Below are 20345 nucleotides of genomic sequence, written 5' to 3' on the forward strand. Positions count from 1 at the left end.
TGACATTTTTTATAATTATTAATTTAAATTGGTTGAGTCATCAAACCGACAGATTTAACACCCGCAGATTGAAGCAAATTCAAAGCTTTTATAATTTCTTCATAAGGAACTTGTTTAGCTCCACCGACTAAAAATACTGCTTTATCATTTAATGACATTTGCTGTTTAACTTCTGCAACAATTTGCTCTTGAGGTATATTCGATTGTCGATTTTGATCAATAATTATTGCATAAACACCAACTCCGGAAACCTCAATAATAATTGGTTTATTATCGGAAGGTGAAACAGTTTTTGACTCTGTCGCTTCAGGCAGATCAACTTCAACACTTTGACTAATAATTGGGGCTGTCGCCATAAAAATCAATACTAATACAAGCAATACGTCAAGTAACGGTACAATATTGATTTCTGATTTGGTTGAATAGCGTGAACGTCTACTCATAATTATTTCCTAACAGCTACTGCTTGACGTTGTAAAATTGTAGAAAACTCATCAATGAAGTTCAAATAGTTTTGTTCCATTCGACTTACACTTAATGATAATCGATTATATGCTAATACCGCTGGAATCGCCGCAAACAAACCAATAGCTGTTGCAATTAACGCTTCCGCAATACCTGGTGCAACCATTTGTAATGTAGCTTGCTTAACTGCGCCAAGTGAAATAAAGGCATGCATAATACCCCAAACAGTACCAAAAAGACCAATATATGGACTGATTGAACCGACTGTTCCTAAGAATGGGATATGCAATTCTAAGTTATCTAATTCACGATTCATTGCTAAACGCATTGAACGAGATGCGCCATCTAATGCAGCTTCAGGCATATTTGGATTAATTTGATATAAACGAGAAAATTCTTTAAATCCCGAATAGAAAATATGTTCTGTGCCACAGATCTCTTCTTTATTGAATTTTGCTTTATCAAAGAGCACATTTAAGTCTTCGGCAGACCAAAAACTATCGTCAAACTGTTCGACTTGTTTTTTTGCTTTGCTTAAAATTTTGCTACGTTGGAAAATGATAGCCCAAGACATTACCGAAAATGCTAATAACAATAACATAACACCTTGTACTAAAAGTCCAGCTTGTAAAAATAGATCAATAATATTGAGATTATCCACTTAAATTAACTCCAAAACTAATAACTTGGGAAGCGCACACGGCTTCATTTTAGTCATATTGACACAAGCAATAACGACATCAGCGCTGCTGATAATTTGCTTATTCTGGTTTAAAATTGTCTGTTTAAAAATAATAGACGCCTTACGAATTTGCTCAACCTTAGTGCTGATAGTTAGCATGTCATCTAAACGGGCTGGAAAATCGTAGCTAATATCCATCTTTTTGACAACAAATGCAATACTTTCCTGTAATAACTTTTGCTGACTAATATCAAGATGTCTTAGCATTTCCGTTCTAGCTCGTTCAAAGAAGGCTAGATACCTAGCATGATAAACTACTCCGCCAGCATCTGTGTCTTCATAATAGACTCTTGCATTCCAATTGAATTGTTTCATATTTTATAATTTGAACAAAAAATTTGCGTCATTATATATGATTATAAAATTCGCTGCACTATGATATAAAAATAGTTAAATGAAAACAATTATCATTTGTTAATTATTTGTCTAATATACAGCCCTATAACTAAAAAGGTGGCAATTTGCCACCTTTTTATCTATTTTATGACTCTTTAGTTTCTTTATCGTTATTTTCAAGCCAAAGTCCTGTAACAACTGCAAGCATACAAGCTGCAATTAATCCTGCTAACCATAGAAAGTAATACATAATAAATCCTTAATAAAGTGAATGTTTATTATTTTCAATATGATTTTTATCTAAACGGCCAAACATCTTAATGTAACACCATGTGGTATAGAACAGAATGAGTGGTACAAAGATTAGTGCTACACCAAACATGATATTAAGTGTTAATTGGCTAGAAGATGCGTCCCAAATTGTCAAACTCGCATTTGGCATAATGCTTGAAGGAATGATGAATGGGAATGTCGCAATACCATATGTCAGTAATACACAAGCAATGGTTAGTGCAGAAGATAAAAACACTAATCCATTTTTATTTAAACTAGAAAATAAAATAGTAAATAAAGGTAATAAAACACCTAAAGCTGGTACAACCCATAATATTGGATAGTTCATGTAATTTTTTAACCATGAAACATCTGTCGAAACAGTTTTGCTCAATGGGTTTGAAACACCATTAGGATCTATAGCGCTAGTTACCTCATAACCATGAATACCGAAGGCAACCCAAACTCCAGCTAATACAAATGCAATTAACATAATTAAACTAGCTATTTGAGTTACTTTTCTTGCTCTTAAATAAAGTTCACCAGAAGTTTTCATTTGCAACCAAGCACCACCATGAGCAACGATTAACATTAAACTCACAACACCTGCTAATATTGCAAATGGGTTAAGTAAACCAAAAAATGAACCATCATAAAAAGAGCGATAACTATTATCAAATCTAAATGGAACGCCTTCTAACAAGTTTCCGAATGCAACACCGAAAACAAGAGCAGGAACAAAGCTACCTAAAAAGATTGCAATATCCCACATATTACGCCATTTAGAATTTTCTAATTTACTACGATAATCAAACCCAATTGGTCTAAAAAACAGTGCACATAACACCAAAATCATCGCAATATAAAATCCGGAAAAAGATACCGCATAAGCCATCGGCCAAGCAGCAAAAATACCTGCACCACCAGTAATTAACCAAACTTGGTTACCATCCCAGTGCGGTGCTATTGCATTTATCATAATACGGCGTTCAGTATCAGTTTTGCCAATAAATGGTAGTAAGATACCAACACCCATATCAAATCCATCGGTGACAACAAAGGCGATTAACACAACGCTAATCAGCACCCACCAGGTGACTCTTACAATTTCATAATCAATCATTGTATATACTCCCTATGCCTTACTCTGATATCGATTGTGTTTTTTCATAATGATAGCTGCCAGTACCTAAAGAGCTTGGTCCTAATCGAGCAAACTTAAACATTAAGAACATCTCAGCAACTAAGAACATTGTATAAAGTCCACAAATAAGAACCATAGTGAATAGTACTTCACCTGGAGTTAATGATGAATTAGCTACTCCAGTTGGCAATATGTCTTGAATTGCCCAAGGTTGACGACCATATTCTGCAACAAACCAACCACATTCACATGCTAACCAAGGGAATGGGAGTGATAAAAGAAGTAAACGGCATAACCAACGTTTTTCACCAATTTTATTTTTGTAAGTTGACCATAAAGCAAGGCCAGTACCTAAAATCATTAATAAACCAAAGCCAACCATTCCTCTAAATGCCCAGAATAAAGGCCATACAGCTGGGATTGAATCTTCAGTCGCTGCTTTAATATGTTCTTCAGTAGCTTCTGGAATTGTTAGGTTATCTTTATCGGTAAAACGTTTAACTAGGTAACCATAGCCTAAATCAACTTTATTATCTTCAAAGGCTTTTAAAACCGCAGGGTCTTTATCGCCTTTTTGAATTTTTTCTAAACTAGAATAAGCGACAATACCATTACGAATTCGAGTCTCATTATCCGCTAAAATATCTTTTAAACCAGTTACTTTGGTATCTAATGAGCGAGTTGTCATAATTCCCATCACATAAGGAATTTCAACCGCAAACAAGTTCTCTTTTTTCTCTTGTGAAGGGAACGCAATAACGTTGAACGACGCAGGTGCTGGTTGAGTTTCCCATTCAGCTTCAATTGCAGCTAATTTAACCGGCTGTACAGTAGTCATTTCATGACCAGCTTCATCACCCATAATAGCGACCACAATTGACATAATAAAACCAAATACTGCAGCTACAGCAAAAGAGCGCTTAGCAAATGGTAAATCACGTTTTTTGAGTAAATAATATGAACTAATACTTAAGACAAAAATAGCACCAGTTAAATAACCCGCTGCTACGGTGTGAACGAATTTATATTGAGCAACAGAATTGGTAATTAACTCAAAAAAACTTTGCATTTCCATTCTTGAGTTAATCGGATTAAAGTCTGAGCCGACAGGGAACTGCATCCAACCATTGGCAACTAAAATCCAGAGCGCAGAAAGATTAGAACCAAAAGCCACACACCAAGTGACCATTAAATGCTTGCCACGGCTTAATCTATCCCATCCAAAAAAGAATAAACCAACCATGGTTGATTCTAAGAAAAATGCCATTAATCCTTCTATTGCAAGCGGTGCACCGAAAATATCACCTACATAATGCGAATAATAAGACCAATTTGTACCAAACTGAAATTCCATAGTTAAACCAGTAGCAACACCAACAGCGAAGTTGATACCAAATAGTTTACCCCAGAATTTAGTCATATCTTTCCAGACTTGCTTACCACTAACAACGTATACCGTTTCCATAATTGCAAGCATAAACGCCATACCAAGCGTTAATGGTACAAAAATAAAATGATACATCGCAGTGAGTGCAAACTGAAGGCGTGACAGTTCTACTATATCTAACATAAAGCGCTCCCTTATCCTTAAATGCCCACAAATTTTGTAACGTTATTATTGTACAACAAAATTTAATGAATAAAAATTGATTAATGTCAAAAAAATAAAACTTAAAAATGTTTTTTTATTGCTTCACCAATTTGAGCTAAGCTACTTACAACAGTAACACCTGCTGATTGCAGTGCTTTAGTTTTTTCTGCTGCGGTACCTTTATTGCCAGAAATGATTGCACCTGCATGTCCCATGCGTTTGCCGGCTGGGGCTGAAACACCAGCTATATAAGCAACCACAGGTTTAGTAACATTATGTTTAATATAGTTGGCGGCTTCTTCTTCTGCGCTACCACCAATTTCACCAATCATAACTATTGCTTCTGTTTTAGGATCTTGTTGGAGTAATTTTAATATTGAAATAAAATCACTGCCGGGAATGGGATCACCACCGATTCCGACGCAAACGGATTGGCCTAATCCAATATCGGTTGTTTGTTTAACTGCTTCATAAGTTAGCGTACCTGAACGCGAAACAATCCCAACTTTACCAGCTAAATGAATATGTCCAGGCATGATACCAATTTTACACTCATCAGGAACAATAATTCCTGGGCAATTTGGACCAATCATAACAACATCATTTTGGGTTAATTTTTCTTTAACAATGAGCATATCCAAGGTTGGAATGCCTTCTGTAATACAGACGATTAATTTTATACCTGCATCAATGGCTTCTAAAATTGAATCTTTACCAAATGCAGCGGGAACATAAATAACGGTTGCAGTTGCACCTGTTGTTTCAACCGCTTCTTTAACAGTATTAAAAACAGGTAAACCTAAATGTGTCGTACCACCTTTGCCTGGTGTTACGCCACCAACTAATTTAGTACCATAAGCCAGTGCTTGTTCAGAATGGAATGTACCTTGGCTGCCAGTAAATCCCTGACAAATAACTTTTGTATCTTTATTAATCAAAATTGACATAGTAATTATTCTCCACCCATTCTCTTATTGTGCAACACTGACGATCTGTTGGGCTGCATCGACTAAACTTTTTGCGGTAATAACATTTAATTTACTTTTAGCTAAAATATCTCTTGCTAGTTCCGCATTATTACCTTCAAGACGAACGACAACAGGAACAGTCAAACCTATTTCCTTAATTGCATCAATAATGCCATTAGCAATAAGATCGCAGCGAACAATACCACCAAAAATATTGACTAATATTGCTTTCACATTTTTATCAGAAAGTATCAATTTAAAGGCTTCGGCAACCCGTTCTTTTGTCGTGCCACCACCAACATCTAAAAAGTTTGCTGGCTCACCACCATAAAGTTTAATCATATCCATAGTTGCCATAGCAAGACCTGCGCCATTAACCATGCAACCAATATTGCCATCTAAAGATACATAGCTAATGCCTTGTTTAGCGGCTATCGACTCCCGTTCGTCTTCCTGTGTAGTATCTCTTAATACGACTAAATCAGGATGTCTAAACATAGCATTATCATCTAGCACAACTTTAGCATCTAGACAGATTAACTCTTGTGTATCGGTAATAACTAAAGGATTGACTTCTGCTAAAGAAACATCTTTTTCAATGAAAAGATTAGCAAAATTAACAAATAATTTAGCGAATTGATTGACTAATTTACCGGTTAAGCCAAGTTTAAAAGCTAACTCTCGTCCTTGATATCCGCATGGTCCTGTTAAAGGGTCGAGTGATATTTTATGAATTAAATGTGGCGATTGCTCAGCGACTTTTTCGATCTCAACACCACCTTCGGTAGATGCCATAATCACAATGCGTTTTGTACTACGATCAACAACCGCCCCTAAATAAAGCTCTTTCTCTATATTAGACGCTTTTTCAATTAAAATTTTATTAACTGGTTGCCCTTTAGACGTTGTTTGATAAGTCACTAAATATTGACCTAACCATTTTTCAGCAAACAATCTAATTTCATTAAAATCTTTAGTACAAATTACCCCACCTGACTTACCACGTCCACCTGCATGAACTTGGCACTTTGCTACCCAAGCATTAGATTGAGAATAGAGCTCAGCCAATGTATCTTGTATTTCATCGATTGAATTACACACATAACCTTCTGGCACTGGCAAATTATATTGTTTAAATAGGTGTTTTGATTGATACTCATGCAGATTCATAAATAATTCCGAAACGTCGATTGCCATAAAATAGTGGCTAATTTTAATTCAAGTTGAAAAAATTGTGTAGTAAATAATTACTTATGTTTGGAGTTATTGAGAATTATTGCTGATAACTACCGACAGTGTTATACTCAAAATATGTATATTGTAAAAACAGTAAAGGTAAAAATATGGCACAAGTTGGAATTTTTTTTGGTAGTGACACAGGCAACACAGAAAATGTAGCTAAACAAATCCAACAAATTTTAGGTACAGACAAAGCAGATCTTTTTGATATTGCAAAAACAACAAAAGAACATATCGAAAAATATGACTTCTTATTTTTTGGTATCCCAACTTGGTATTACGGCGAATCTCAAGCGGATTGGGATGATTTTTTTCCTAACTTAGAAAACGTTGACTTTAATGGCAAAACAGTCGCAATATTTGGCTGTGGTGACCAAGAAGATTATGCTGAATATTTTTGTGATGCAATGGGAACAATTCGCGATATTATCGAACCTAAAGGCGCAAAAATTGTTGGTCATTGGTCTACTGAAGGTTACAGTTTTGAAGCATCTAAAAGCTTAGTTGATGACAACCACTTTGTAGGTTTAGCCATTGATGAAGATCGCCAACCAGAATTAACAGAAGAAAGAATTAATAATTGGGTAAACCAAGTAAAAACCGAAATGAATATTTGATCTATCAAAGTGATTTATTTTATTTTCCGTTCATATTTTATAATATGCCTAATTAATTAACTAAATTGGAATGTAATATGACAAATCATGATAAAGATAACAATGCAGCACTCAAAAGTGCGGGTTTAAAGGTTACGTTACCGCGATTAAAAATTTTAGAATTACTACGCGATCCTTCATGCCAACACATTACTGTGGAAGATCTTTATAAAAAACTACTTGATATGGGCGAAGAGATTGGTCTTGCTACTGTATATCGTGTATTAAATCAATTTGATGATGCGGGTATTGTAACACGCCACAATTTTGAAGGAGGAAGAGCCGTTTTTGAGCTTGCCTCACAAAAACATCATGACCACTTAATTTGTTTAGATTGTGGAGAAGTTTTTGAATTTCGAGACGAAATTATCAACAAACGTCAAAAAGAAATTGCAGAGCAATATGGCGTGGAACTCACCTTTCATAGCTTATATCTTTATGGTCATTGCAAATCAGGTAACTGTAAAACTCATCCAGAACTTCATACAAAAAAATAAGCCTATTTAATAGGCTTTTCACTTATTGAGAACACTTACTTTTATCTTTCAGGTTAATAATTAAATGAAGCAGCTATTAAATTTTATACCACTTATCGTCTTTTTTATATTTTTAACAATTTACGATATTTTTGTTGGCGTACAAGCCTTGATGGTTTCAGCAACCATCTCATTTTTAATTATTCTTGTTATGTATAAAAAAATTGATAAAGTCGAGCTCATCTCCTATCTGATGATAATGGTTTTTGGTGGTATAACACTTTATACACAAAATCAAGACATAATTAAGTGGAAAGTGACCATCATAAACTTCTTATTTGCGGCTGCATTATCTATTAGCCAGTTTGGTTTCAAAAAAAATCTACTACAAAAAATGTTAGGTAAAGAGATACATCTCGATATCGCTATTTGGAATAAACTCAACTTGATATGGATCGCTTTTTTTACGGCTTGCGGTTCATTTAGCCTAGTTGCAACCTATTATGCATCAAGTGATTTCTTCTGGATCTTCAAAGTATTTATTTTACCGATTGCATCATTAGTCATGTCATTGATATCGGGCATATACATCTATCGGCATATGAATAAAATGGCTGATAACGGATAAAGTAATATAAGTAGGAGTACTTTCAACATGACGCAAGACAACCCAAATGGACAACTCGTTTTACGCACTTTAGCCATGCCAGCAGACACCAACCCTCATGGCCATATATTTGGCGGGTGGATAATGTCACAAATGGATTTAGCCGGTGGTATTTTAGCTAAAGAAATTGCTAAAAGAAGAGTAGTAACAGTAAATGCAAGTAGTATCACCTTCTACAAACCAGCAATGGTTGGCGATGTTGTTTGTTGTTATGCACATTGTATAAAAACCGGTACAACATCCATTACAATTGGTATTGAAGTTTGGATAAAAAAAATAACAGATGCTGACAATGCAACACAACGCTTCTGCATTACTGACGCGACATTTACTTATGTTTCTGTAGATAAACATAATAATCCAAAACCGTTGCCTGAAATATTTCAAAATTTCGATTGTACTAAAGACCCAATTAGTAAACTAAACTTAAGTTATAGCTGATAATTATGCAATTTACATCATTTCATGCCTTAGTAAGTACATTAATATTTCTTGTTTACTGGTTGCTTATTGTGTCAACCACCTTACGTATTGTCTTTAAAAGACGACCAACCACTTACGTAATCGCATGGATGTTAGTAATATATATATTACCTATAATTGGTGTCATTCTCTATTTTGCACTAGGTGAAGCTCATCTTGGGCAACAAAGAGCCAAACGTGCGCAAAAAATGCGCCCGACTATTACAAAATTTATTAATCGATTAAGTGCTTTTCCTGACATCTTTACCACCAAAGTCAGCCAGGTTAGCAAACCTATTTTTCAACTCTGTAAACATCAAACAGGTCTTGATGGGATCAGAGGCAACCACATTGAATTACTGAGCAATACCGATGCCATTTTTGACCAACTAATTCAAGACATAAATCAAGCCAAGTCAAATATCGAAATGGTCTTTTACATCTGGAACGAAGGTGGTAGAGCTGACGATGTTGAACAAGCGCTTATACAAGCCACACAACGAGGCGTCACCTGCCGCCTAATGATTGACTCAGCCGGTAGTCGACATTTTATCCGCTCCAAAGCCAGCCAAAGAATGCGAGACGCAGGCATAACCATCATCGAAGCATTGCAGGTTAATCTATTAAGATTTATGTTTAGACGACTTGATTTACGACAACATCGAAAAGTCGCCATTATTGACAACTACATCTCATATACTGGTAGCATGAACATCGTAGATCCACGATTCTTCAAACAAAATAAACATGTTGGGGAGTGGGTTGATATCATGATCAGAATGTGTGGTCCAGTAACCACACTAATGGGTGCAATATACGCCAGTGACTGGGAGCTAGAAACAGGAAAATATTTAGCCCTACCTCAAATTACTGATTTCGCAGAGCCGCCAGAAGATAAAAAACATATTATGCAACTGATTGCTTCAGGTCCTGGTTATACTGAAAACATGATCCACCAGGTACTCTTAACCGCAATCTACTCAGCTCAAGAACAAATTATATTCACAACGCCATATTTAGTACCAAGTGATGATATTTTACATGCAGTATGTACAGCCGCTCAACGAGGTGTTGAAGTAATCATCATCGTCCCTAAAAAGAATGATTCGCTAATGGTCAAATGGGCAAGTCGAGCATTCTTTTCTGAATTATTAAACGGTGGGGTTAAGCTTTATCAATTTAACGATAATTTACTCCATACCAAAAGTGTATTAATCGACAACCAACTTAGTTTAGTTGGAACCGTTAACTTAGATATGCGAAGTTTATGGCTCAATTTTGAAATCACAACGGTAATTGATGATGCACAGTTTGCAAAATCACTATCTACACTGTTAGAACAATATTTATCACAATCAGACAAAGTGGATATTGAAAAATGGAAAAAACGACCAATCTGGCAACGGATTGTTGAAAGACTATTTTATTTTTTTGCTCCATTGCTCTAAACAATCGTTGTAAAAATTAACGTTTGAGTAACCTTTGAAAAGATAGATATTAGTAACCTTTTTGCGAAACATCAGGCAAAAACAGATTATCTGCAATACGGAAAACGTTAGATTCAATTGTTCCATCTTCATTAAGCTTAATTTCACGCCAGCCTGGAGCTTCATCATTAGATAATTGAAACTCATAACAATTTGGCTTGAATTGAAAACAAGTAGATGGTGTAGAAAACGCGTGGCAATTATGCCAAACATGATCTTGTTGTTGATGAATATGCCCCCAACCAAGACCTTTTATTGAAGGAAATTTTTTAACGATTTCCTCAAGTTCATTACTATTTTTTAAAATATGCTCATCTAACCAATGACAACCCGAACTAATAGGATGGTGATGCAAAAAGACCATCACATTTTTATCAGTATGAGCTAATAACGTCTTTTCAAGAAATTGCAACTCAGATTGAGGTAACAAACCACATGCCTGACCAACAACTTGGCTATTTAAAAGCACAATCAACCAATTATCACCAAGCGATACCACTTTATTTTCAGCCAGTTGGTAATTCGAAAAAACTTCCTGCATATAACTAAAATTATCATGATTACCAGCCAACCAAACACATGGCGTATTAAACTGCTTAATCTGCTCGGCAAAGCGGGCATAGGATTTCTTCGAACCATCTTGCACAAAGTCACCTGTTGCAACGATCAAATCATACTTTCTATTACCGCGCTTAATTTCATTAATAACCGATAAAAAACTCGCATTTGACTTAATGCCTAATAAAGCACCATCCTCATCAGCAAACAGATGTGTATCAGTAATATGCAAAATATTTGCACAATGCTTATTCTGTATTTGAAGCGTTAAAAGTGACGCCAAAATCTACCTCAATAATTATATATATGAAATCATGCCAGCAATAGAATTGATATTGTGATCAACATCACAATTTTTTATTTTTAAATCATGATGTTATACTAAATTGTAAAATAAAATTTATTTTTAGGGAAGCAATAATTTCCTGAATTTAACAAAAATAGCTTATTTCCACTCATTTCTTAGTGTCAAATGATTAAGTTGTAACCATTGTAATGCAATAATTGATGCCGCATTATTAATTACGCCTTCTTCAACCCACTTATAAGCTTGCTCACGGCTGACTACATGAACCTTGATATCCTCGTTTTCTTCAGCTAAACCGTGCACGCCTTTAGCGGTTGAAGCATCAACCTGACCAACCAAAACATGTAACTTCTCAGTTAAACCACCTGGTGATGCAAGATAACTAATAATTGGCTTACATTGCCCAACAACAATACCCGCCTCTTCCAAGGCCTCTCGTTTTGCTACTTCTTCGATCGACTCATTCTCATGATCCATCATCCCGGCAATCAACTCTAACATCCAAGGCGAATCTTCTGTCTCAATTGCAGCTATCCGAATTTGCTCAATAAGCACAACTTCATCACGCTTATCATCATATGCTAAAAGCACCACAGCATGGCCACGCTCCAGAATTTCGCGACTCACCACCTCACTGACTGAACCATCAAATTTACGGTATTGAAAGCGGTATTCCAATAACGAAAAAAAGCCCTTATATAAAATGCGTTTAGTTAAATTAAAAACATCTTTCTTGTTAAAAAGCACAGGTGTAGGTTTAAATTTCATATCAAATTCTCAATTTTAAGCTAAATTTTAATAAAAAGTGCGAATCACGAATAAGTATACTTTCTATATGCTAATTATCTGTTAAAATTATGCAATTGAAAATATTATTCTATTTTATTGCTTTTAAAGAGAAGATTAATGAAAAAAACTTTAACCTTTTTAATTGGCTTAGCATTAAGTCAATCTGTGTTTGCTGAAAACTTAGTACAGGTTTATGAACAAGCGAAACAAACCAACCCAGATCTACGCAGTTCATTAGCTGAAAAAGATAAAGCTTACTCAGCAATTTCAGGTTCTCGTGCAAGCTTACTTCCGCAAGTTGGCCTTAGTGCTTCTTATGGTGTATCACATGGACGTCGAGACAATAGCGGTGTTAAAACTAAAAGCGGTAGCTTATACCAAGTTGGTGTATCACAAAGTATCTTTAATTTTTCTAATTGGAAAGCGTTAGATATCACCAAAAAACAAGCCACTATTGCGGATATCTCTTATCAATATCAAGGCCAAACATTAATTTTAAACACCTCAGTAGCCTACTTTAACGTATTAAAAGCTCTAGATGCATTAAGCTTCATCGATGCACAGAAAAAAGCAATTGGTCGTCAATTAGAACAAACTCGCCAACAACATCAAGTTGGGCTAGTTGCTATTACCGACGTACAAAATGCTCAAGCAAATTACGACTTAACTGTTGCACAACAAGTTAATGCATTAAATGATTTAAATAATGCGCTTGAAGCATTACGCCAAGTAAGTGGACGCTTCTATTCTCAACTTGCCAGCGTTGACACCAAAACCTTTAGAACTGAGCAACCAACTCAAATCAACACATTGTTAAAACAATCTGAAACCACTAATCTCAATTTATTAACAATGAAGTTAAACCAAGAGATTGCTCGCGACCAAATCAAAATGGCTCAATCCGGTTTTATGCCTACTGCTAGCTTAGAAGCATCAACAAACTTAAATAAAAGCGATAGTTATGGTAATACCAATTACGAGCGTCATACTGCCGGTAAAAAATATACTGGTGATAACAAAATTGGGGTTAGCGTAAGCTTACCACTATTCTCTGGTGGCGCAACAGTATCACAAGTACAACAAGCACAACACAGCTTCGTAAGCTCAAGTGAAAAACTTGAAAGTACTAATCGTAGTGTGATTAACCAAATCCGCTCATCTTACAACAACATCTCATCATCGATCAGTGCGATTAAAGCTTATCAACAAGCGGTTGTTTCAGCACAAAGCTCATTAGAAGCAACCTCTTCTGGATACCAAGTAGGAACTCGTACTATCGTTGACGTACTTAACGCAACAACACAACTGTATAGCTCAAAACGAAATCTTTCTGACGCTAAATACAACTATTTAACAAGTTTATTACAGTTAAAATATGCAGTTGGAACCTTAACGGCAAGTGATCTAGATTACCTAAACAATATGTTAGGTAAAGAAGTAAGCACACTTGCAACAATAAAATAATTCAATAAAAATTAATAAAAAAGCGATCATCAGATCGCTTTTTTTATTTATCCAAATACTTATTAAGTCATCGCATTAATAATAAAATCGATAAAAATATTGAGCTTAGGCAACCGTTGCTTATCGGCGGTATACAACAAATGGACTTCCCTCGCCGGCGGTAAAAAATTTTGTAAAACTGGGATTAATTTATTTTGTTTAATTGACTCTCTCAACGTCGACTCAGGTAACATCGTAATACCTAACCCTTCAAGGGCTGCTACAGCTAGTGCTGCCGTATTATTACTTTGAAATGATCCTGTAATTGGAACATTAATCAATTCACCATTTATCTTAAACGGCCACAAATTATCTTTTTTGTTTGAATTAACATATTGATAGATCAAACATTGATGCTTTTTCAAATCATCGGGTACTGCTGGCACACCATAACGAGCCAAATAACTTGGCGATGCAGCAAAAATAAGTTGCAAATCACTAAGCTTTCTCGCAATTAATCCCGAATCACTTAAAGAACCGATTCGAAACACTACATCAAAATCATCTTTAACTAAATCAACATAACGATCGTTTAACTGAATATCAATATTCACCTTCGGATAACATTTCATAAAATGGCTGATAACCGGAACCAAATTAAATTGACCATAACTCACCGGTGCACTAATTCTTAAACGACCTTTCGGCTCCTTACTATATGTTTGTGCTAATGTCTTAGTATTCTTAATCTCACTTAAAATAAATAGACATCGCTCATAATACTGCTTGCCAAACTCGGTCAAATTTTGCGATCGCGTCGTTCTATTTAACAACTTTAAGCCCAAATAATTTTCTAAAAACAAAATATACTTTGCGACCATTTGTGGAGAGGTATTTAAAGAGATTGAAGTTGCAGCAAACGATCCGGTCTTAACCGTTATCACAAAAGCTTCCATACACTTAACTAAATCCATATTATCAACCACCAGTTGTTAATAAATAAATTTTGACACTATTTATAGTCATTTTATATATAAATATAATACACATCCTTAATTAAAAAAAGAAAATACTCTAAACAAAAAATTGTTATCATATGTGCGAACTTTAATGTTCGCTAAACAATTTTAATGCGAGCGACTAAAATTGATTAATTAGAACATAGATACGGATATAAAAAGGATACAAAATGGAAATGGATATCGAAACAGAAATGGAAATTATTAACACTGAAAAAAGATATACAGTCATCACCGGAGCCAGCTCAGGGATAGGTTACGCGACAGCAATAGCTTTTGCAAAAAGAAACAAAGACCTTATTATAATAGCAAGAAGAATTGAAAATTTAGAATCATTAAAAAACAAAATAGAAACAATCAACCCCGACATTGAAGTCATTATTAAAGTTTGTGATCTCACCAATACACAATCTCTCTACACATTATTTAATGAACTAAGAAATTACTTTATCGAAACGTGGATCAACAATGCTGGTTTTGGACATTATGGTAGTGTAAGCACACAAGATTTAACTAAAATTGAGTCAATGCTCCATCTAAACATAGAAGCATTAACCATCCTATCAACCCTTTATGTACGTAAATACCATAATCACACCAACACACAGCTGATTAACATCTCGTCACGAGGTGGCTATACCATTGTACCTAACGCGGTTACCTACTGCGCCACCAAATTTTACGTCAGTGCCTTTACAGAAGGGCTTGCTCAAGAATTAATACAAACTAACGCAAAACTAAGAGCCAAAGTACTCGCCCCAGCGGCAACGCAAACTGAATTTGGCAAAAAAGCCAACAATGTTAGTGAATATAATTATGACAAAAGTTTTGCCAAATATCATTCTGCCGACCAAATGGCTGAATTCTTACTAGCACTCTATGACAGTGATAAAACGGTTGGAGAAGTTGATACTAAAGATTTCTCATTCAAACTAAAAGACAGCCATTTTCCTTATTCAGGAAACCCAGCAGAAAATCAAAAATAAAAGTTGAATATGGAAGGAACAATAAAGGGATTTTGGGGTTCAAAAACCCCGTTCCTCAACTTTTTTGACAGAAAAATAGGGTTTCTAAAAAGCGACCCAGTTTGGGGCTAGGTTAATTATTTGGGGTAACATACAAGCCTGAATTTTAAACCTCCCCTCACTACTTCTCAACTATATAGGATTAAAAGGAATTATGTTATAAGAAAAAATTGCGGATCTGGATATAATTATATTTCAATCAAAGTCATCAACGATCCAATCTTACTAATTCTTTCTTCAACTTTTTTAGATGCGCCGTCTAACGAATATCCATCATCAATCAATTCTTGAATAAGAATGATTTTTTTAATATTCGCTAAATCAAATTGACGAGATTTAGATTGGGGATCGACTGTTTTGATGATGCCTTTTTCTTCCCAATAACGCAATTTTCTTACTGGAATTTTAGTCATTTCTGAAACTTCACCAATACCCACAATCACTTTTGATAAAAAGTTATCATAAGAATTTTTTAATGAGTTTTTTTCCATATCAAAAACCTATTTAGACCCAAAATGAAGACTTCATTATAGAGCACAATATCATTAAACAACAAATAATGTTGTATTTAAAAGGTGATTGATCTTATAATTCAATTATTGTATTTTAACTACAATTATTGAATATTAGAGGCAATTCATGAAATATAAATTAATTATAGGTAACCTATGCGTTCCTTTACTCGCTCTGGCTGTTGTTACCCAGCTCTATTTGCTCATGCCTGTTTCAAGCAACTTATTGCAATTTGTTGAGCACGCCACAGCTAATAATATAGGATTGTTAACCTCTTTATTTGGCATCTTTTACGCTATCGGGTTGATTATTTGGGGAAGTTTATCAGATCGAATCGGCAAGGATTTAACCTTGATTATTGGCTTGTTACTACTTGCCTGTGTAAGTTTTATCGTACCATTGCTACAAAACTACTATTTATTACTATTTGCCCGTGCTATTCAAGGCTTTTGTGCCGCAGCGTTTCCGCCTGTTGCTTTGGCTTGGGTTTCAATTAATCTGCCGGATAGTTATAAATCTAAAGCAATTTCTATGATTAGTTGCGCATTTTTACTTGCAGCAACGATTGGTCAATGGCTAGGATCGCTATTGATTTCAAATTCACTTTATAACGCAATGTGGTTTTTAGGCAGTATTTATGCATCTGGCGCAATTATCTTTCACTTTTACCGTCTAAAAAACCAACAGAACAATCACGCTTTGCCAAAAGCAACACTTTTTTCAATATTTTGTAAATTACCGAATATACTCACTAATAAAAAATTATTGCCAATATATCTATGCGCATCATTTGTACTACTTAGCTTTGTCTCGCTTTATTCTGTTTTGCACCATAGCTCACTCAGTGCATATGTGCCAACGTTAAGAAACATCGGCATGGTTGCTATGTTATTTAGTTTAACCGCCAGTTATTTATTTAAAGTGATCAAACCTTCATATGTTCTTGCGCTAGCACTTTGCTTAATGGCATTGTCATTATTTATACATACTTTTTTTATTAATGATCAATTAAACATGCTCTTTATTCTTTATCTTTCACATTGCGTGTTAATTATTGGTCTTGCCTATGCGGTTCCTTCCATGATTGTTTGTATAGCAACCCAATCAGAGATAAAAGATCGCGGTATTGCAACTTCACTTTATACCTGCATTTTATTTATCGGTGCAAGCCTTGGTGCTTTCTTGCCGACACTAATCAACCCGCTTATTTTGATAATAGTGTTGTCTATTTTACTTTTAATCTGTGCAATACAACTTGTTATCAACTTAAAGACTAATCATTAAGGATATCAATTTATGATAAAACATTTAACCATACTCATATTGTTCTTAAGTGGATTTTATTCAATATGTTATGCCAAGCAATTTAACCCAATAAAGGAAACAACTATGGACTCAACACAATCAGCAAACATCAGTAACCAACTTACGCCAAACTTGCAACAGTTATTGCTAAATAATGAGCTTAATTTTAATTTAGTGTTAACACATAAAGGATTACACAACAAGCAACCGGTAACGTTATACCGTTTTGAACCAAAACAAACAATGCATCTTAAACATCAACATATTTCATTTTTGCTTGATGATAATTCTGGAAAATTACAAGGATTTGTCAGATTATTACCTCAATATCAATCAACTGAAGCGCAAGTAACCAAAGATAAAGCATTAGCAATAACGCTCATATTTCTTGAAAATTATGCACCGGACTTATTAAAAAACTATAATAATAATTGGATAGATACTCATGATGAAGAGATTATAGTTGACGGAAAAAAAATGACTTTAACCGGTATGAAAGTAAAATGCCGTGATCTAAACACAGGTCTCTACTTCTGGACAATTATTGCACCTGATGAGACTATAATGGTGTTTGAAAGAGATGTTGAATGGGACTTTATTCGAGCTGGTCGTCAAACACAAAAATGGTTGCATGATAGCTGGTTAAGTAAACATTTATAATTAAATTCACAAAACTTTCCAAACACGAAAACCAATTTTATATTCAATTATCATCCTAAATACATCTTAACAAGCATTTAACTTGTTAAGATGTCGATAATTTAGAGGACTACGAAATTCGCATACCCGGTTTTGCCCCGCTATCTGGTGATAATAGGTAAACACCTTCACTATCATCTTTACCGCTTGCACAAAGTACCATGCCTTCTGAGATACCAAAACGCATTTTACGCGGCGCTAAGTTAGCGATCATTATGGTTAGTTTACCGACTAAAACCGCAGGATCAGGATAGAACTGTTTGATGCCGGAAAATACGTTGCGAGTTTCATCGCCAATATCCAGTGTTAACTGCAATAATTTATCCGACCCTTCAACCACCATGGCATTTTTAATTAACGCAACACGCATATCAACTTTGGCAAAGTCATCAAAATTGATAGTATCAGCAATAGGTTCTGCCACTTTTTCTTTGGCAGGTGTTGCTAAAACGCTTTTGGTTTCTTCAATCATAGCAGTAATTTTATCCATATCTATACGGTTAAACAGGGCTTTGAATTGGTTGATCGTGTGCCCAGTTAATGGTTTATCAATCGTGTCCCAGATTAATTGGCTGTTTAAAAACGCCTCACTGCGCTCCGCTAATGACGGCACGACTGGTTTTAAATAGGTCATTAAAATGCGGAATAGATGAATACCCATAGAACAAATATCTTGTAATGCTTGATCTTGTCCCTCTTGTTTAGCCACCACCCATGGCGCTTTTTCATCGATATAACGATTTGCTTCATCAGCCAATGCCATAATTTCACGAATTGCTTTACCGGATTCACGTTGTTCAAAATAATCAGCGATGACTTTTGATTTTTCAACGAATAAAGCATAAAGTTCCGGCTCTGCAAGATTGGCGGATAATTTACCACCAAAACGTTTACTGATAAAACCAGCCGAACGGGATGCAATATTCACCACTTTGTTAACTAAATCACTATTCACCCGTTGCACAAAATCTTCTAAATTTAAATCGATATCATCGATATGTGGCGAGAGTTTTGCTGCATAATAGTAACGCAAACAGTCGGGATCTAAATGTTTCAAATAGGTGCTTGCTTGGATAAAGGTGCCTCGTGATTTTGACATCTTCGCGCCGTCAACGGTGACATAGCCATGCACAAAAATATTGGAAGGTTTTCGATGCTCGCTACCGTCTAACATTGCCGGCCAAAACAAGCTATGGAAGTAGACAATATCTTTACCGATAAAATGGTAAAGTTCAGTGGTTGAATCTTTATTCCAAAACTGATCAAAAATCGGTTTGTTGTGTTTATTACAGTAATTGAGGAATGATCCCATATAACCGATTGGCGCATCTAACCAAACATAAAAATATTTGCCCGGTGCATCGGGAATTTCAAAACCAAAATATGGCGCATCGCGACTGATATCCCATGGTTGTAGGCCTGCTTCAAACCACTCTTGCATTTTGTTAGCCACTTGATCTTGCAATGTTCCTGATCGGATCCACGCTTGTAACATATCGGAAAACGCAGGCAAGTCAAAAAAGAAGTGCTCTGAATCTTTCATGATCGGCGTTGCACCCGATACCACTGATTGCGGATTAATTAAATCAATCGGATTATAAGTTGCACCACAAACTTCACAGTTATCGCCATATTGGTCTGGTGATTTACAGCGAGGGCAAGTCCCTTTAACAAAACGATCCGGTAAAAACATCTTTTTTTCGGGATCGAATAGTTGTGATATTACTTTGGTTTTAATATAGCCATTAGCCTTTAATCGTTTATAGATCTTTTCAGATATTTCCCGATTTTCAGGGCTATGGGTTGAGTGGTAATTATCGTAACTAATATTGAAACCGGCAAAATCACGTTGATGCTCAATTTTAACTTCATCTATCATCTGTTCCGGGGTGATGCCTAATTGCTGTGCTTTAAGCATAATTGGCGTACCATGAGCATCATCAGCGCAAATAAAATAGATCTCATTGCCACGCATACGTTGATAGCGTACCCATACATCTGCTTGAATATGTTCGAGCATATGACCTAAGTGAATTGCACCATTTGCATAAGGAAGCGCACAAGTTACTAATATTTTGCGTTGAGTTGTCATATCGAATTAATACCTTTTATTACATAATGGCGGAAATAGTACATCAATCGTGGGATTATCGCCAGATTTATGCCATAATTTGATAAAAA

22 protein-coding genes are annotated in these 20345 nt (G+C 35.3%); 9 read left to right on the plus strand and 13 right to left on the minus strand.

Going from position 1 to position 20345, the window contains the following annotated elements:
* Positions 1-23 precede the first annotated feature (23 nt).
* The 8 genes from tolR to sucC form a co-directional block, all read right to left on the minus strand.
* Positions 24-443: a colicin uptake protein TolR gene (tolR, locus tag J3U18_RS01940; RefSeq protein WP_086364301.1), complete on the minus strand. Its 420-nt coding sequence runs from the start codon at positions 441-443 to the stop codon at positions 24-26.
* 2 nt (positions 444-445) lie between these two features.
* Complete coding sequence (gene tolQ, locus J3U18_RS01945) at positions 446-1126, minus strand: protein TolQ (RefSeq protein WP_065734266.1); 681 nt, start codon at positions 1124-1126, stop codon at positions 446-448.
* The gene (gene ybgC, locus J3U18_RS01950; RefSeq protein ID WP_220225068.1) at positions 1127-1522 is read right to left on the minus strand and encodes a tol-pal system-associated acyl-CoA thioesterase; all 396 of its coding nucleotides are present in this window, start codon (positions 1520-1522) and stop codon (positions 1127-1129) included.
* A 166-nt stretch (positions 1523-1688) separates the two neighbouring features.
* Positions 1689-1793 carry a cytochrome bd-I oxidase subunit CydX gene (cydX, locus tag J3U18_RS01955; RefSeq protein ID WP_065562246.1) on the minus strand — a complete coding sequence of 35 codons (105 nt, stop codon included), beginning with the start codon at positions 1791-1793 and terminating at the stop codon, positions 1689-1691.
* A 9-nt stretch (positions 1794-1802) separates the two neighbouring features.
* Complete coding sequence (gene cydB / locus J3U18_RS01960; RefSeq protein ID WP_267352775.1) at positions 1803-2939, minus strand: cytochrome d ubiquinol oxidase subunit II; 1137 nt, start codon at positions 2937-2939, stop codon at positions 1803-1805.
* A gap of 19 nt (positions 2940-2958) precedes the next feature.
* Complete coding sequence (locus J3U18_RS01965) at positions 2959-4530, minus strand: cytochrome ubiquinol oxidase subunit I (protein ID WP_220225069.1); 1572 nt, start codon at positions 4528-4530, stop codon at positions 2959-2961.
* 101 nt (positions 4531-4631) lie between these two features.
* Positions 4632-5498, minus strand: coding sequence for a succinate--CoA ligase subunit alpha (gene sucD, locus J3U18_RS01970; protein ID WP_267342573.1), 867 nt, complete (start codon positions 5496-5498; stop codon positions 4632-4634).
* 24 nt (positions 5499-5522) lie between these two features.
* Entirely contained in the window at positions 5523-6689 is a 1167-nt protein-coding gene (gene sucC / locus J3U18_RS01975) for an ADP-forming succinate--CoA ligase subunit beta (RefSeq protein WP_267352902.1), read from the minus strand.
* Between the two features lie 173 nt (positions 6690-6862).
* On the opposite strand from sucC, the gene fldA reads away from it, so the two are divergent.
* From fldA to cls, 5 genes are all read left to right on the plus strand, one after another.
* The gene (gene fldA, locus J3U18_RS01980; protein ID WP_065562251.1) at positions 6863-7375 is read left to right on the plus strand and encodes a flavodoxin FldA; all 513 of its coding nucleotides are present in this window, start codon (positions 6863-6865) and stop codon (positions 7373-7375) included.
* A 77-nt stretch (positions 7376-7452) separates the two neighbouring features.
* Positions 7453-7911: a ferric iron uptake transcriptional regulator gene (gene fur, locus J3U18_RS01985; RefSeq protein WP_065562252.1), complete on the plus strand. Its 459-nt coding sequence runs from the start codon at positions 7453-7455 to the stop codon at positions 7909-7911.
* Between the two features lie 64 nt (positions 7912-7975).
* A complete protein-coding gene (locus J3U18_RS01990) occupies positions 7976-8518 on the plus strand; it encodes an inner membrane-spanning protein YciB (protein WP_065562253.1) in 543 nt (180 codons plus the stop codon).
* Positions 8519-8545: 27 nt separating this feature from the next.
* Entirely contained in the window at positions 8546-8998 is a 453-nt protein-coding gene (gene yciA / locus J3U18_RS01995) for an acyl-CoA thioester hydrolase YciA (RefSeq protein WP_065562254.1), read from the plus strand.
* Between the two features lie 5 nt (positions 8999-9003).
* Positions 9004-10467 (plus strand): cardiolipin synthase, encoded by a 1464-nt coding sequence (gene cls / locus J3U18_RS02000; protein ID WP_065734259.1) that lies wholly within the window; start codon positions 9004-9006, stop codon positions 10465-10467.
* Between the two features lie 49 nt (positions 10468-10516).
* Here cls and cpdA read toward each other — a convergent pair whose 3' ends face one another.
* Together cpdA and nudF are read right to left on the minus strand one after the other, a co-directional pair.
* Complete coding sequence (cpdA, locus tag J3U18_RS02005) at positions 10517-11347, minus strand: 3',5'-cyclic-AMP phosphodiesterase (protein WP_267352776.1); 831 nt, start codon at positions 11345-11347, stop codon at positions 10517-10519.
* Positions 11348-11509: 162 nt separating this feature from the next.
* A complete protein-coding gene (gene nudF / locus J3U18_RS02010) occupies positions 11510-12139 on the minus strand; it encodes an ADP-ribose diphosphatase (RefSeq protein ID WP_267352777.1) in 630 nt (209 codons plus the stop codon).
* 138 nt (positions 12140-12277) lie between these two features.
* On the opposite strand from nudF, the gene tolC reads away from it, so the two are divergent.
* Positions 12278-13624, plus strand: a complete 1347-nt coding sequence (tolC, locus tag J3U18_RS02015) for an outer membrane channel protein TolC (protein WP_267352778.1) — start codon at positions 12278-12280, stop codon at positions 13622-13624.
* A 62-nt stretch (positions 13625-13686) separates the two neighbouring features.
* Here tolC and J3U18_RS02020 read toward each other — a convergent pair whose 3' ends face one another.
* Positions 13687-14577: a LysR family transcriptional regulator gene (locus J3U18_RS02020; RefSeq protein WP_065734255.1), complete on the minus strand. Its 891-nt coding sequence runs from the start codon at positions 14575-14577 to the stop codon at positions 13687-13689.
* 215 nt (positions 14578-14792) lie between these two features.
* On the opposite strand from J3U18_RS02020, the gene J3U18_RS02025 reads away from it, so the two are divergent.
* On the plus strand, positions 14793-15608 hold the full coding sequence (locus J3U18_RS02025; RefSeq protein ID WP_267352779.1) for an SDR family NAD(P)-dependent oxidoreductase: 816 nt from the start codon (positions 14793-14795) through the stop codon (positions 15606-15608).
* A gap of 227 nt (positions 15609-15835) precedes the next feature.
* Here J3U18_RS02025 and J3U18_RS02030 read toward each other — a convergent pair whose 3' ends face one another.
* Positions 15836-16138, minus strand: coding sequence for a MerR family transcriptional regulator (locus J3U18_RS02030; protein ID WP_267352780.1), 303 nt, complete (start codon positions 16136-16138; stop codon positions 15836-15838).
* A 148-nt stretch (positions 16139-16286) separates the two neighbouring features.
* Here J3U18_RS02030 and J3U18_RS02035 point away from each other — a divergent pair, with 148 nt between their 5' ends.
* Together J3U18_RS02035 and J3U18_RS02040 are read left to right on the plus strand one after the other, a co-directional pair.
* On the plus strand, positions 16287-17444 hold the full coding sequence (locus J3U18_RS02035) for an MFS transporter (RefSeq protein WP_267352781.1): 1158 nt from the start codon (positions 16287-16289) through the stop codon (positions 17442-17444).
* A 105-nt stretch (positions 17445-17549) separates the two neighbouring features.
* Positions 17550-18125, plus strand: coding sequence for a hypothetical protein (locus J3U18_RS02040; protein ID WP_267352782.1), 576 nt, complete (start codon positions 17550-17552; stop codon positions 18123-18125).
* A 109-nt stretch (positions 18126-18234) separates the two neighbouring features.
* On the opposite strand, the gene metG is transcribed toward J3U18_RS02040, so the two are convergent.
* Entirely contained in the window at positions 18235-20256 is a 2022-nt protein-coding gene (gene metG / locus J3U18_RS02045; protein ID WP_267352783.1) for a methionine--tRNA ligase, read from the minus strand.
* Between the last annotated feature and the right edge of the window lie 89 nt (positions 20257-20345).

It is taken from the genome of Gilliamella sp. B3482 (assembly GCF_026536805.1).
Classification (GTDB): Bacteria; Pseudomonadota; Gammaproteobacteria; order Enterobacterales; family Orbaceae; genus Gilliamella; species Gilliamella apicola_E.